Genomic DNA, 15249 nt, shown 5'->3' with positions numbered 1-15249 from the left:
TGGGCGGCTAACCACCGTAATTTGCATCTTAAAAGTGCCGTTAACAGCATGAATTCCACAATAAAAAATAAAACCAGGCACCGCATGCGCAAAGATAAACGGATGCGAATTATGGTCAGTGCATTCGGCGGCCTGGTACTGTTGACGATGCTGATTCTGATTACCCATCTTATCAGTCAGGCACTTCCTCTGGCGTTCACACCACAAATTTCCCATAACATGACGTATCAGGCTTCTGCAGATTCGCACTTTATCGGCAGCGGCGATCTTGGCGAAGGCCAGCCTGCAATGCTTAAAACAGCAAACTGTGCCGTTACCCTTGCATTGCCACAAGGCCAGGCTTTGTCTGCATCCAGAACTTTTCATCATCCCTGTGAACATGAAGCCACAGTGGTTAATCTGGCTGGAGAACATTACCTGGTGACCGTGTCTGCTTCTGGATTGTTACGTGTCTCTGGCCTCAGAGGATTGAATAGCCTGTCGTCCAAAAACGCATCGCTTGAAAGCAATAGCACCGGTCCCGGACAGGGGTTCTCATTTGCGCTAAATAAGGCCATCTGGCAAAAGCGTGAGCATTGGGATGTGCAGCTGTCTGATCGCTGGATCGTTGCCACAATCACCACAGACAATCGACAGTATGTACGGTGGATCGATCAGAGCGATCCCACACGCGTATTTGACCAGACCTATGACAAAGACCAGTCAATACTGGTACTGCCGAATGTTGGTCAATTGGCTACGTTGTCCGAAAATACAATTACATTTTATGATGTAAAAGGTGAGGCCCTGCGCACCTCTGACATGCAGCAAAACATCGTGTGGTGGCAATCAATAGCTAAAGACCGCACGTTTTTTACCGCATCCGATGAGGGTAAAGTGACCCGTTGGGTGCTATACAATGACGGTGGTACATTAGCCTTCATGCCTACCTACGCATTTTTCACTGATTCTGCGCCTTTAGTTATCGCTGCGCACCCTAGTAGTAATGCGCTAATTATGCTTACTGAAAGTGAGCGGTTACTTCTTCTCAATCGCCTGACAGGTGAGGTTGTGTCTGAGACGCGGATTCCAGCCCCTGCAACTGATTTGAGCTGGTATGCTGACCGCCTTTACGTATTCTCATCTCAAACACTGGCCCGATATCAGGTCGACTTTTTGTCGGGCATAACCACCTGGGATTCTTTATTCAGTCCTCAGCAATATGAGGGATATGCCGAGCCGCGACACGTATGGCAGACATCAAGTGCTTCCGATTTTCAGGAGCAAAAGTACAGTCTGCTGCCATTGCTTATCGGTAGCCTGAAAGCGTCTCTGCTTGCATTGCTGGTGGCTATTCCGCTGTCGGTTGGTGCCGCTATTTATACCGGTTTTTTTGCCCGGAGCCGGTTGCGACAAATGGTAAAGCCGGGAATAGAAATGCTTGAGGCGATCCCGTCTGTATTAATTGGGTTTATTGCTGCGATATGGCTCTCGCCACTGGCGGCAAATATGTTGTTTGCCATCGCTTTTTTTCTGGTCACGGTGCCTTTTGTTCTGGTTATCGCTGCATTGACGCAACAATACCTTGCTCGCCGCTCAGGCAACTGGCCACCCGGCCTGGAACTCCTCATTGCGGTTATTGTTATTCTTATCCTTGGTTATGCCAGCATGGTGTGGGCTCCTCCCTGGATACTGGATATGATGGGAGAGACCCATATAGCAGCATTGACCACGCAAACACAGAGCCCTGTCGGCAAGACAGCAATAGTGGTTGCTATCGCACTTGGTATCGCTATTTCTCCCAGTATTTACACCCTGACTGAAGATGCTATTGCCGGCGTGCCCGCCGATCTAAAACAGGCCTCTTTTGCACTGGGTGCTACGCGATTGCAAACATTACGTCGGGTGGTACTTCACGTAGCGACGCCGGGTATCCTGGCGGCTATTATGTTCGGTTTTGGCCGGGCATTCGGTGAAACGATGATCGTGCTGATGGTCACCGGTAATACGCCCATTGCTTCCTGGGACCTGCTGGAAGGGTTACGGGCATTAACAGCGAACCTTACTATAGAGCTGCCGGAAGCAGACGTAGGAAGTACTCACTATCAAATTCTATTTTTTACCGCTTGTATTCTTTTTGGCTTTACCTTTTTAGTAAATACCGTGGCTGAATTGTTACGACAGCGTTTACGCAGGCACTTACGCTATGAGTAACCGTCGAAACGTTTTTAACCAGGGGCAGCGACAGGCACTCTTTATTGGCGCCGGCGCGTTTTTCACCGGCCTGCTGCTATTGGCGATGCTGAGTATTGTGTTGTTAATTGTGACGCGCGGAGGCGGGTATTTCTGGCCCCAGGATGTTCACCGGGTCAGCTTTTTATCCAGCATAGACGACCAGCCTAAAACGGTTTATGCCCAGATTCAAAGTAAGTATGTTCAGGATGGTCAACCCATGCGGTGGTTGCAGCTATCGGATGCTCAGTCACCATACGGCCGCCAGATATTACTGGAAAGTAACAGAACGCTTTCATTAAAGTCCGCCCCAGAAGCAGCCAGAATAGCATTGAACGACGGTCGCGTAGTGTTGGCGGAACCTGTCAGTGTTGAATCACCGGAAAGTACCTCGACTGGCATTTCACAAATTGATGCAGTGCGAGAAAAAGTAGCCCGGATTGATGCACGTATTACTGCTATCCGCGATGAGTCATTATCAGATATTCATCTGCAACTAACGGAATTAGACAAGCGAAATGTCAGTAAAAGTGCACCCGCCCGTAAGAAGCTTAACAGTGCATTTAACCGGTGGCACTCACAGGTACTTGAACTAGAGCGCGAGCGAGACAGTTACCGGCTGAATCTGCGTCTGGCACAGGGGGATGAGATCTCCGTGCCGCTGATGGATGTTCATAGCCTGGAACATACCGGACAGTTGTCAGCCCTGGCAAAGGTAGGCGTTGCGCTAAACCGGGTAGGGCGCTTTTTAACTGAATCTCCCAAGCAGGCGAATACCGCCGGAGGAGTATTTCCGGCACTGTTCGGCACCGTTCTGATGGTGTTTCTAATGACCATCATTGTCACGCCGTTTGGTGTTCTGGCCGCGGTATATCTCAATGAATACGCACCAGACAACGCGATGACTTCAATAATCCGGATATGCGTCAGTAATATGGCCGGTGTGCCATCGATTGTTTATGGGGTTTTCGGGCTGGGATTTTTTATCTACGGCGTAGGCGGCTCACTGGATAAACTTTTTTTCGAACAGTCGCTGCCTGCGCCAACCATGGGAACGCCCGGCGTTTTCTGGGCTTCTCTGACTATGGCAATCCTTACCCTGCCGGTGGTTATTGTAGCTACTGAAGAAGGCCTGCGAAATGTACCGCAGGGCTTAAAGGCGGGTAGCTACGCGCTTGGTGCAACCAAGGCAGAGACTGTATGGCATACTATCTTGCCGATGGCATCACCGGGGATCATGACCGGGGTGATTCTGGCCATTGCGCGCGCTGCCGGTGAGGTTGCACCGCTCATGCTGGTGGGAGCGGTGAAGTTTGCACCCAACCTACCGGTAGACGGTGAATTTCCGTATCTTCATTTAGAGCGGCAGTTCATGCATCTGGGTGTACTTATATACGATGGGGCGTTTCACAGTCAGACTGATGCAAAAAGTGCATCAATGATGTTCGCCGCCTGCCTGTTGCTGCTGGTGGTGGTATTTATTCTCAATATTCTGGCTGTATTGCTAAGAGCCAGATTGCGTCGACGTTACGAAAGAAGGTAGGGCATGCTTAAGCTATTTGATCACGAGCATCTGGACTTAGATAACCTCAGTGATGCACTGACCGCTATCAGAGTAGAGGATTTGAGCCTGCAGTTTGGTAACAAGCATGTGCTTGAGAATATTACTATGCGCATACCAAAGCACCGGGTGACCGCGCTTATCGGGCAAAGCGGTTGTGGAAAGTCCACACTAATTAGTAGCTTTAACCGTATGAATGACCTGAACCCCCAGTGTCGTTATCAGGGGCAGATATACATCGGCGATAGAGATATTAACAACAAAAAGCAGAATGTTTCTGAGCTGCGCACACAGGTGGGCATGGTATTTCAGCGCCCTAATCCTTTTCCCATGAGTATCTATGAAAATGTCTGTTACGGGTTAAAGCTGCAGGGGATAAAAGTACGGCGTCAGCTGGATGATGCAGTTGAGCGCGCGTTAAAGGATGCCGCATTGTGGAAAGAGGTCAAGGATCGCTTGTTTGAGTCAGCCTCAGTACTTTCCGGCGGTCAGCAACAGCGCCTGGTCATTGCGCGGGCGCTGGCGTTAAAACCAGATATATTGCTGCTCGATGAACCAACTTCTGCCCTGGACCCGTTAACCACGCTTTTTATTGAAGAGCTTATCGGTGAGCTTAAGCACCGCTGTACCATCATCATTGTTACACACAACATGCAACAGGCGGCGCGAGTTTCAGACTACACGGCGTTTTTACACCAGGGCAGGCTTATCGAGTACAGTGACAGCGACACATTATTCACTACGCCTGAACAAAAACAGACGGAAGATTACATTACCGGCCGGTATGGTTAGGAGTATCAGCAATGAGACAAATCGCCTTTAACACGCACATATCGGGTAAGTTTAATACCGAGCTAGAAGATTTACGTAACTCTGTACTGACCATGGGTGGAGAGGTCGAGCAACAGCTTATCGATACGCTGAAAGCTATTCGCCTTAACCATAGTGGTCTGGCGGAAAAAGTGGCGCTGAACGATCTGCGTATTAACTCGATGGAGATTCAGATCGACAAGGAGTGTATGCGGATAATTGCCAAACGGCATCCCACCGCATCTGACCTGCGACTGGTTATGATTATCTCTAAGGCCATCACCGATATAGAGCGTATGGGAGATGAAATTGAGCGCATGGCCAGATTGGTCACAAAGCAGAAGATACCGAATTCTGAAAGTGTCAAAAGCAGTATGTTATCTATCGGAGAAAAGGTAGTAGCGATGATGCGTGGTACCTTTGATGCGTTTGCGCGACAGGACGATAATTCCGCACTAGAGGTGTACGATCAGGACAATCGTATAGACAGTGAATACAAGCGGTTGCTGGCCTATATCGTTAAAGAGATGGAAAGCAGTAATGAGTCAATGCAGGACTGGCTGGAAATACTTTGGGCACTACGTTCGCTGGAGCGGGTCGGGGACCGGTGTAAGAATATTTGCGAATACGTTGTTACGCTAACCCGGGGGGAGGATATTCGTCATACGCCTTTGGAGAACCTCAGCCAGACCCTGGAGAATCTTGAATAAGCGTCGGCGAGTTGTCATAAAACTGAAACAATTGCGTCTAAAATCGACAACTGGCATTACTTTTATCTCAATTTTACGATTAACCAGTTTTTAGACTATGGCAAAACGAATGATTACGTTATCATGCGCGCTGCCAAAACGAGATCAGTTTAAATATTGACCTATGCTGAGAAACGAAAATAACTCGCACGATAGCAATTTCGCCTGCCTGAGAAGGCAAAAAATTTACATCCTGCGCCACGTACAGTCTGGCGTCAGCCATAAATAATCAGGAGCACTTGCCTGTGGAACTTCTGCAAAATTATGGAACGACACTTATCCTGCTGGCTGCTGCTGTAGGATTTATCATGGCGTGGGGAATAGGCGCCAACGACGTGGCAAATGCCATGGGAACCTCTGTTGGCTCTAAAGCACTTACCATTAAGCAAGCTATCATCATCGCGATGATCTTCGAATTTGCCGGAGCCTATCTGGCGGGTGGTGAAGTGACCTCGACCATACGAAAAGGAATTATTGATTCGGCTTTCTTCGTGGATAAGCCGGATTATCTGGTGTTGGGCATGATTGCCTCCCTCTTCGCTGCAGGTATCTGGCTGGCGTTGGCTTCCTGGCTGGGCTGGCCCGTCTCAACGACTCACTCTATCATCGGTGCGATTATCGGCTTTACGGCGACAGGCGTCAGTATGGATGCGGTGTCGTGGGGCAAAGTTGGTGGTATTGTCGGCAGTTGGGTAGTAACACCTGCCATCTCTGGAATCATCGCTTATCTGATTTTCATGAGTGCTCAGAAGCTCATTTTCAGCACTGATAAACCTCTTGAGAATGCCAAACGGTACGTGCCTTTTTATATGGCGCTGGCTGGCTTTGTAATGTCTCTGGTTACCATTAAAAAAGGACTTAAACACGTTGGCATGGAGCTATCTACGCTCAATGGCTACCTGCTGGCCATTGCCATAGGTATTCTGTTGGCCGCGCTGGGCAAGCTCTGGATAAAGCGAGTGCATTACAGCGAATCTCATGATGCTGATCTGCAAACTGCTAATGTGGAAAAGGTCTTTGCGATTCTGATGGTGGTTACCGCTTGTTGTATGGCGTTTGCTCACGGGTCCAACGATGTAGCTAATGCTATTGGCCCACTGGCTGCGGTTGTCAGCGTGGTAAACTCTGGTGGCGAAATCAACTCCAGCTCTACACTGGCGCCGTGGATTCTGCCACTGGGTGGTCTGGGAATAGTGGCCGGTCTGGCACTGTTCGGCCATCGGGTGATAAAAACAATCGGGCAGGGCATTACTCACCTTACACCGAGTCGCGGATTTGCCGCAGAGCTGGCTGCAGCATGTACGGTGGTTATTGCTTCTGGAACAGGTCTGCCAATTTCTACAACACAAACGCTGGTAGGCGCTGTGTTAGGTGTGGGAATGGCAAGAGGCGTATCAGCGCTAAACCTGGGGATCGTGCGAAATATCGTAGTGTCCTGGGTAATTACACTGCCCGCAGGTGCCATATTGTCTGTTATCTTTTTCTATTTACTTAAGGGCGTCTTTAACGTCGCCTGAATGTATCAGCATTGAAAAAGCCCCGCATGTCGGGGCTTTTTTTGTATTAACTGATTATTGTTACTCACTTACCGGCGAGATAAACCCTTCCGGCTTAATACCTAATACTGCACAGTCTAACTGACTGATCGTCTCCTCCGCGGTGCCGCCCATAATAAAGCCAGGAACACCGATACGGGCCACCGTACCCATTACAACGGCTTTCGCACCCAGGGAGCGCGCTGCTATGGCAATTTCACGACGCGGGTATCCGTGAGTGATGTGACGCTGCGGAGCAAGATATTCCAGTGTGCCGTCATCAAGCTCTTCTTCCAGATTTGCCAAAAGACGGTCAAGTTCAGCATCACGCTCTGCATAAATATCCTGAAGGTCACTGGTAAGGTGATTTTCATCCACAGAGATAAACCCACCCCGGGCAATATTCTCAGGAACCGCATCGTAAACATGAATAATATGTAGTTGGGCAAATTCCATTAAAGCGACCTGAGAGGCATACCGCAGAATGTCCATGTTAAGTTTTTTGCGCACCGACACTTCATGTTCAGGGTAATGATAGTTTAGGTCCAGACAGGCAACGATGGTATCGTACTGTCGACTGTTTCCACGATGAACAACCCACACCGGGCACGGACACTTTCTTAGCAGGTTCATGTCTTCGCTGCCAAATAAGCGCTCCAGAAAGTCGGCCTCAGAAAGCTTGATGACCAGGTCAAAACCAGATTCCACAATATAGTGCAGAAAATCGTTGTTACTGTCGCCAACCCGGACATCAGTATCCAGCGGGTACTTTTCCTGCCAGGCTTGCGCCTTATCCTTCAACCAGACCTGAGCCGAAGATTCTATACTGGTCTGCGTTTCAAGGTAGGCAAAGGATTGCATCACCATTTTAGCGTTTGGCGGCAGAGCATCCAGTTTAAGAACGACAGTAAGTCTGGCCTGATGTCGCTTGGCGACATGGATCGCCTGAGCAACCACCTCATCCTGCTTATGGGTATCGTTTAACACACAAACTATGTTGGTAAAATGTCCCTTCATAACATCCTCAAGACGAAACCTTTAAAAGAAAGTACAGGTATTCATACGGCTTTTTTTAAGCCTTTAGATTTATTATAAGCGCTAACCGACTAAAAATCGGGCACTTATGATGAATAAATTATGACGCTGTAATTTCCTGTCTCAAGGTCAGTAGAGAGAATCAATTTACCTTTCAGTGATACTTATGCTAGATTAAAAATATCATTCTTAATCTAAAAGTTGATTTATGAAGTGGCCTAATCTAAAGCATTTGCACTACTTAGTGACACTGCATCAGGAACAGCACTTTCACCGGGCCGCGCACCGGTGTAATGTCAGTCAGTCGACGTTGAGTACGGCAATCCAGAATCTGGAGGAACATTTCGGTTCTCAATTGCTGGAGCGTGAACATAAAACATTTGTTTTCACTTCCCTGGGGTTGGATGTGGTAGAGCGAAGTAAACTGATACTGCAGGAAGCTGGCGAGTTAGTCGAATATGCACAGAATGCAGGAAACTGGCAGAGTGGAAAGCTTAAACTGGGCGTGATCCCTACCATAGCGCCGTTCCTGTTTGAGGGGTTAATTGGTGCATTTAACGCGTTTTTACCGGAAATTGGACTCGAGTTGCAGGAAGACACAACGGACAACTTACTGCAGCAACTTAGTGACGGAGAACTTGATTTGCTGGTACTTGCGCTGCCAATGGAAACGCCGGGGTGTAAGCAAATGGTGCTTGGCCATGACCCCTTTCATCTTGTCGCGCACGAAGAACTAAGTAAGACATTGCCCAACCCGCTGGATATTTCGACATTGCCGAAAAAAAGCATATTTTTGCTGCAACAAGAGCATTGTATGACAGGACATGCGGTGAGTGCCTGTGGTCTGCAACATCAGGAGCAGGTCAGTAGTCTGGCTGCAAGTAGCCTATATACGCTGGTGCAGCTGGCGAACAGCAAGCTGGGCTATACCTTCTTACCTGAGCTGGCAATTAATCAGGATATTCTTAAAAACACAGCACTTAAAGCAATGCCTGCTGAAGATGATGCGTTCAGAGAAATCGGGCTGGTGTGGCGCTCAGGCACCACCAGAATGCGCTTATTCAGACGCATAGGTGAGATACTGGCGCCGCTGTTACCATATCCGACACTCAACTGATTAGCTCATTCTATTTTATTAGCTAAAAGGTCAAAACTGTCGTTTATTTTCAACATGCGGATATAGTGACCGCTGGCACATACGATTCCGTCCCGGATTTGAGTGTGAAAGTTTGACCCAGTGTCTGGAAATGAAAGCTGAAAGAAAAAAGGCCCGACATGCGGGCCTTTTCTATGCGTTAGTAAACGTTGTTGCCGGAGAACCCGCCAACCACGGTCTTTAAGATAATTTTTAAGTCAAACCAGACCGACCAACGATGCATGTAATCTAAGTCGTATTCCACCCGCTTCGCCATCTTGTTAACAGTTTCTGTTTCACCGCGAAGACCATTAACCTGTGCCCAGCCAGTAATACCCGGGCGAATTTTATGACGCAACATGTAGCCTGTGATCAGCTTTCGGTATTGCTCGTTATGGGCAACCGCATGTGGTCTGGGCCCTACAATCGACATTCGTCCCTGTAAAACATTGATAAACTGAGGCAACTCATCCAAAGAGGTCTTACGTAAAAACGCACCCAGCTTTGTTACCCGAGGATCATTTTTGGTCGCCTGCTTAACTTCCGGCCCATTGTCTTGCGTAGACATAGAGCGGAATTTATAAACTGTAATTTCTTTACCATCCAATCCATAGCGCTTTTGTTTAAAGATAGCCGGTCCCTTAGACGTCAGTTTGACCGCGGCCGCGATACAGAGCATAGGAATAGCTAAAAAGGCCAGAATAATGCTGGATACTACAACATCCTCAATACGTTTTAGTACATCGTTAGCACCCTGGAAAGGCGTATCGTAGATACTTAGCGCCTGCACATTACCAACTGTCTGCCAGCGCGAATTAAGCAGTGAATACATAAAGAAATTCGGGATGAGATAAACATTTGCCGTGGTATCGCTGCATTTTTCAAGAATGTTTTTAATACGGCCCTCTGCAGCGGTAGGCAGGGCGATATAAATGTAATCAACCTGGTGGTGACGCGCTAGTTCAATGGCGTCGTCAATACTGCCTTTGATATCATGCTTTTGTTCAGCAGTTAAACGGTCGGAAGGGCGGTCGTCATACATGCCTTTAAACTGAATGCCAAGGTGTTCATTAGCAGCCATTTGCTGTGCCATGTCGTAGCCAACCTCTGTGGCACCAACAATAATCGCTGAGCGCGTATTCATGCCACTGCGGCGTACCTTGAACAGAAACTGACGCATAATGCCGCGCCAAACTGTGAGTGCCACAAACGACGTTGCAAACCAAAACATTACCATGGCCGGAGACAGGGTTACGCTATGTGAGAATAAAAAGCCAAGCGTCAGCGTTACCACGAAGCTCAACAACCAGGTGCCTGCGGCACTTTTGAGCATAGAGCTGGTTCGGCTGCTGCGCCATGAGCGATACAGGTCCAGTGCCTCAGCGGCCAGTTGAAACGATACAACGTTGATAAACAGCAGTATCATACCTGTAGTGGTCAGAGTCAGTTCGTAATAAAAAACGGCAGCGTAGAAACAGACGGTAATCAGCGACAGATCGATAAGACGATACACCGTAGAGAAACTGCTTTGATAGTGACCTGTGATACCACTTCTTCTCTCATCACGAGAACTACTGTTGCTATTTAGCGCCTGACTTTGCAGTAAGTTGAATTTCATAATTCATTCGCTCCGATAAGTGGTAAACCAGGAAAAACGAAGGCTCGACCGAATTCACACATCTTAAAACTTCATTGGATACTAGATACTGCTGTAACTAAATGCACAAAGTGTTCCAAATCTTAGTTCGCTATAGTCACTGCGTTAATTCCGCAGCCAAAAAACAAAAATGTAAATTTATTACAACATTTACTGCCTTTCTTTCCGATCCTACTAAAAAGGAATGAAGTATCAGGTTGCTTCGATAAGTATGAGACGGTGAAATTAACGCATTGAAAGATAATTTTACTTAACACCATCCCGGATTATATTTCTGCCATTACCGTTGATGGCACGAAATTCGCTTGAGACCGTTCGATATCTACATTTAGTGAAGATAAGCGTGAATAGCCTGTCTATAGCTAGCGTTGTAAGGCCGTCTGACTCCTTAGCGTCAGTCATAGAGCGACAGGATGTTGGCTCGGCGGTAGAAGGCTATTTCGCGTTTAAACCTGTGGCGGTAGGTGCATAGAAGCATTTTAGTCACTTAAACCACATTAACCGGAGAGAACATGATAAAGCAGGCTTCCAGTGCACTCGCACTGTCTTTGATTGCTGTTGGTGTTAGTCACGCTCAAGAGGCGGGCAGATACAAAATGGGCAGCGTCGACCTCATCCCTGTTCTGAATACGGACTTTCTGCATATTGATAACGTCACTTACGCCAGTGAACAGGATGCCGAAATAACCAGTTGGGTTGGCGTGGTCTCACCTGAGCTTCGCGCGGTTACCGAACTTAATGGCAATGAAATAGAATTAGGTTATCGCCTTGAGCGAGGAGAGTACTTCTCCAGCGAAGCAGATAATTATACCGACCACTTTCTGCACGCCGACGGCGACTTTGTTTTTTCAGAGCGTAGTCGGTTTACAGCCAGAGCAAACTTTGAAGACGGTCACGATGATCGTGGTCGTGTTTACTCAAACGGTTTCGGTAATGCGCTGAGTGAACCTGACACGTATAAAAACGCAAATTTGGACGGCACGCTGTCTTATGGCGGATTATCATCTACGGGCCGCGTTGAAGTGTCGGCAGGGTACGAGATAATGAACTACGATGACAGGCCGGAAGTGTTGGGCTTTCGCGACACAAATTTCCTGCGCTTCCGCGACCGCGATTACTTCAGGTATGGCGCTGCATTCTACTATCGCGTAGCACCCAGCACTAACCTTGTGCTTGATGCTAACCGCCAGGAAATTACCTACGATGAACAGCAGCAGGCTGAGCGTTCTTTGGATTCTGTAGAAAACACGGTTCTGGCTGGTTTAACCTGGCAGACCAACGACTACACCCGCAGCTTTGCTAAGATTGGTTACACGCAGAAAAAGTTTGATGATGCCGGCCGCGATGATTTTTCTGGCGTTGCGTGGGAAGTAGGTATGGCTTATAAGCCGGTGAGCTATTCGCAGATAAAAATTGCGACCAGCGCCGATACCCGTGAAACCAATAGTGAAGCCGACTATATTCGCAGTCATGATTACAGTGTCAGCTGGGAGCATGCGTGGCTTGAGCGCTTTTCTACCACTGCCCGTTTTGCATTTGCTACTGATGATTATGAAGGCCAGCCTGCCGACCTTCGCGAAGATGAGACCACCAAAATAACGCTTGGCGCCGATTATGATTTCCGCCGCTGGCTGCAATTAGGTGTTTTTTATCAAATAAATGAACGAGATAGTAACCGCGAGACTATAGATTATGATCGTGACGTAATCGGTCTGACCGCGAAGGTAACTTTATAATGGAGAAAAGCGTGAGGTATGTGCTGACATTCGTGTTGTTGTTGTTCGTTTGTAACGCAGCAGCACAAGAGGGGAACGTGAACATGAGTCAGTACCGGCTGGGTGTCGGTGACAAAATCCTGATTAAAGTTTTTGGTCAGAGTGACTTGTCCATGGAAACCCGAATCCCTGACGTTGGCAAAATTAATTACCCGTTTCTGGGCGACCTGAAACTGGTTGGCCTCACGCTTTCTGAAGTTGAAAGTCTGATCTACGATGGTTTGGAAGGCGACTATCTGATAAACCCTTCCATTGCGGTATCCATTGTTGAATATCGCCCGTTCTTTATCGACGGAGAGGTAAAAAGTCCTGGCGGGTACCCCTACCAGCCTGGTTTATCGGTCAATAAAGCGGCTGCTTTGGCCGGCGGTTACACAGAGCGTGCGTCGCGCTCAGACATCCAGATAATTCGTGAAAAAAATGGTCAGCAACGCACCATAGAGGTGGATGTTGGTCATCTGATCCAACCCGGCGATATTATCACCGTACCACAGCGCTTCTTCTGATGATGAAGCGTGTCAGTTATAGCCAGATTTCGAAGGAAAATCTATGTCTAGTAAAGTGAGGGATCAGCTGCAAGCCAATATCCTCGATGATGAAACCATCGATTTTGCACACTATTGGCAGGTATTTAAGCGTTATGCTGGTCGAATCATTCTGCTTGCTGTGCTGTTCACCGTGCTGGTGGCGTTAATTGTAATGAAGATGACGCCAATTTACTCAGCGACAGCCAGTCTTTTAATTGAATCACAGCCAGCTAACCTGATGTCTATCGAGGAAGTGTATAAGTCCGACACGACCCGAAAAGACTACATGCAAACGCAGTACGAAATTATTCAGTCACGCCAGGTAGCATCCCGGGCGGTGGACGAGCTTGATTTGTCTAATGACCCAGTCTTCATGCCAAAATCGTCTGGCGGGTTTGATATTGTCAAAGATGTGAAGCAATGGATTAAGTCGAAGCTTACCTTCTTACCTGAAAAGAAAAAGAAAACGCTGACGCAAACGCAGCGAGCGGAGAAGCGCCGCCAGGCTGCCATTAATAAACTGATGAACTCCATTTCTGTTAATCTGGTGAACAATACGCAGGTCATCGAGATTACAGCAGTTAGCGAGTCGCCCGAACTGGCAGCACGCATCGCCAATGCTATGGGTGATGTTTACGTTGAAAACTATCTGCAGGCCAAGGTCGATATGACCACCAAAGCGACGTCATTTTTGACTGAAAGTATGGAAGGCCTGAAAGATAAACTGGAAGAGGCGGAACGCAAACTCACCGAATTTTACGAAGAAAACCAACTGGTCAATCTGAGTAACGGGGTTGTTGGTCTGGCAGCTGAAGAGCTTGAAGAATTGAGTGACCAGTTATTAGATGCGCAATCCACGTTGAAACAGAACCGGACGATTTATGAGCAGACTCAGCGTAACGGCGCTGATATCAATGCGCTGTCCCGGTTGCCTGAAGTGCTGAATCATCCCAATATTCAAAGTGTTCGCCGCCAGCAATCAGAAGCGCAGAGCCGGGTAAGTGAACTGAGTAAAGTGTTCGGACCTAAACACCCTAAGATGGTAGCTGCCCAGGCCGAGCTGTCTTCCGTACGCGATACGCTGCAAACGCAAATTCGTGATCTCATTTCCAGTATTACTACGCAATACCGGGCTTCCCAGGAACGTGTTGCCAATCTACAGGAAGAGGTGGGCCAGGCGAAATCGGAATACCGCAAGTTATCCGGGTTAGAGAACCAGCGTCGCGCCCTTCAGCGCGAGGTCGATATCAATCAGCAGCTGTACAGCTCTATGTTTACCCGCCTCAAGGAAACCAGCGAAGTCGGCGGCTTTGAATCAGCCAATGCAAGAATTCTGGATCCGGCGGTCGCGCCCAATAATCCCTCTAAACCAAATCGTACGTTGTTGATTGGCGCTGCATTTGTTATTAGTTTCGGTTTCGGTGTCTTTCTGGCCTTTGTGCTGGAAGCCCTTAACAGTGGCGTTCGTTCTGTGGAAGATGTGGAGAAAAAGCTGGGACAGCGTATGCTTGGGCTTATTCCGCTCATTCCACAAAAACGCAAAGAAACTATGCCGCTGCGTGCATTCTTTGACAATAAATACCATCAGTTCAGTGAAGCGGTGCGGACGTTGCGCACCAGCCTGTCGCTGACCAATCTTGAAAAGCAGAACCAGGCGATTCTGGTAACATCAAGTGTCCCCAAAGAAGGTAAGTCCACCGTGTCTACCAACCTGGCTTTTGCGCTGGGGCAACTGGACAAGACTATTTTAATTGACGCCGACCTGCGCCGTCCTTCAATTGGTAAGCGTTTTAATGTGCCAAATTATCAGCCCGGGCTATCTAACCTGACAATGAAGACCCACTCGTTGGATGAATGTCTGGTACACGACGAGCAGTCTGGTATTGATTTGATTTGCGCGGGCAGTATCCCGTCTAATCCGCAGGAACTGTTGGCCGGTGAAGGGTTTAACGCACTTATCACTTATCTGAAAAAACATTATAAGTATGTAGTGGTTGATACAGCACCCACACAGGCAGTGAGTGATGCGATGGTGGTATCTAAAGCCTGTGACTCTGTGATATACGTGGTTCGCGCAGACAGCACCAGTGAGAAGATGATTCAAAATGGACTGGGGCGCTTCCTGCAAGTCGGGCACCGGGTTGATGGCGTTGTTCTTAACCAGGTCGATCTGCGTCGTTCGGACGTTTCTGAACGATACGGCGGTTTTTATGACCAGTACGGCTATAATGCTAACTAATTTTTGAGTGGGTGA

Annotated in this window: 11 protein-coding genes; 9 read left to right on the top strand and 2 right to left on the bottom strand. The window is 48.1% G+C overall.

The features are described 5' to 3' along the window. Positions 1 to 84: 84 nt before the first annotated feature. From FBQ74_RS13745 to FBQ74_RS13725, 5 genes are all read left to right on the top strand, one after another. Positions 85 to 2193: an ABC transporter permease subunit gene (locus FBQ74_RS13745; protein WP_139757203.1), complete on the top strand. Its 2109-nt coding sequence runs from the start codon at positions 85 to 87 to the stop codon at positions 2191 to 2193. Next, on the top strand, positions 2186 to 3754 hold the full coding sequence (gene pstA, locus FBQ74_RS13740; RefSeq protein WP_139757202.1) for a phosphate ABC transporter permease PstA: 1569 nt from the start codon (positions 2186 to 2188) through the stop codon (positions 3752 to 3754). Before FBQ74_RS13745 ends, pstA begins: the two co-directional genes overlap by 8 nt. A 3-nt stretch (positions 3755 to 3757) precedes the next feature. Continuing rightward, positions 3758 to 4564 carry a phosphate ABC transporter ATP-binding protein PstB gene (gene pstB / locus FBQ74_RS13735; RefSeq protein ID WP_139757201.1) on the top strand — a complete coding sequence of 269 codons (807 nt, stop codon included), beginning with the start codon at positions 3758 to 3760 and terminating at the stop codon, positions 4562 to 4564. A gap of 11 nt (positions 4565 to 4575) precedes the next feature. Further along, positions 4576 to 5292, top strand: coding sequence for a phosphate signaling complex protein PhoU (phoU, locus tag FBQ74_RS13730; protein WP_139757200.1), 717 nt, complete (start codon positions 4576 to 4578; stop codon positions 5290 to 5292). A 284-nt stretch (positions 5293 to 5576) separates the two neighbouring features. Then, on the top strand, positions 5577 to 6848 hold the full coding sequence (locus FBQ74_RS13725) for an inorganic phosphate transporter (RefSeq protein ID WP_139757199.1): 1272 nt from the start codon (positions 5577 to 5579) through the stop codon (positions 6846 to 6848). A gap of 60 nt (positions 6849 to 6908) precedes the next feature. On the opposite strand, the gene FBQ74_RS13720 is transcribed toward FBQ74_RS13725, so the two are convergent. After that, positions 6909 to 7883 (bottom strand): universal stress protein, encoded by a 975-nt coding sequence (locus tag FBQ74_RS13720; RefSeq protein WP_139757198.1) that lies wholly within the window; start codon positions 7881 to 7883, stop codon positions 6909 to 6911. 226 nt (positions 7884 to 8109) lie between these two features. Between FBQ74_RS13720 and FBQ74_RS13715 the strand changes: the two genes are divergently transcribed. Then, positions 8110 to 9018 carry a hydrogen peroxide-inducible genes activator gene (locus FBQ74_RS13715; RefSeq protein WP_139757197.1) on the top strand — a complete coding sequence of 303 codons (909 nt, stop codon included), beginning with the start codon at positions 8110 to 8112 and terminating at the stop codon, positions 9016 to 9018. Positions 9019 to 9196: 178 nt separating this feature from the next. Here the strand turns inward: FBQ74_RS13715 and FBQ74_RS13710 are convergent, their stop codons facing one another. Next, positions 9197 to 10654, bottom strand: a complete 1458-nt coding sequence (locus FBQ74_RS13710) for an undecaprenyl-phosphate glucose phosphotransferase (protein ID WP_139757196.1) — start codon at positions 10652 to 10654, stop codon at positions 9197 to 9199. 551 nt (positions 10655 to 11205) lie between these two features. Between FBQ74_RS13710 and FBQ74_RS13705 the strand changes: the two genes are divergently transcribed. From FBQ74_RS13705 to FBQ74_RS13695, 3 genes are read left to right on the top strand one after another with little or no spacing between them, the layout of a single operon-like run. Continuing rightward, positions 11206 to 12429, top strand: a complete 1224-nt coding sequence (locus FBQ74_RS13705) for an outer membrane beta-barrel protein (protein ID WP_139757195.1) — start codon at positions 11206 to 11208, stop codon at positions 12427 to 12429. Continuing rightward, the gene (locus FBQ74_RS13700) at positions 12429 to 12974 is read left to right on the top strand and encodes a polysaccharide biosynthesis/export family protein (RefSeq protein WP_205912258.1); all 546 of its coding nucleotides are present in this window, start codon (positions 12429 to 12431) and stop codon (positions 12972 to 12974) included. The genes FBQ74_RS13705 and FBQ74_RS13700 overlap by 1 nt, the downstream gene beginning before the upstream one ends. Positions 12975 to 13017: 43 nt before the next feature. Then, positions 13018 to 15234, top strand: a complete 2217-nt coding sequence (locus FBQ74_RS13695) for a GumC family protein (protein WP_139757194.1) — start codon at positions 13018 to 13020, stop codon at positions 15232 to 15234. Positions 15235 to 15249 lie beyond the last annotated feature (15 nt).

Origin of the sequence: Salinimonas iocasae, assembly GCF_006228385.1 — a bacterium.
Taxonomy (GTDB): Bacteria; Pseudomonadota; Gammaproteobacteria; order Enterobacterales; family Alteromonadaceae; genus Alteromonas; species Alteromonas iocasae.
Note: the sequence above shows the minus strand (reverse complement) of the source record. Positions and strands in the feature narration are given on the sequence as shown.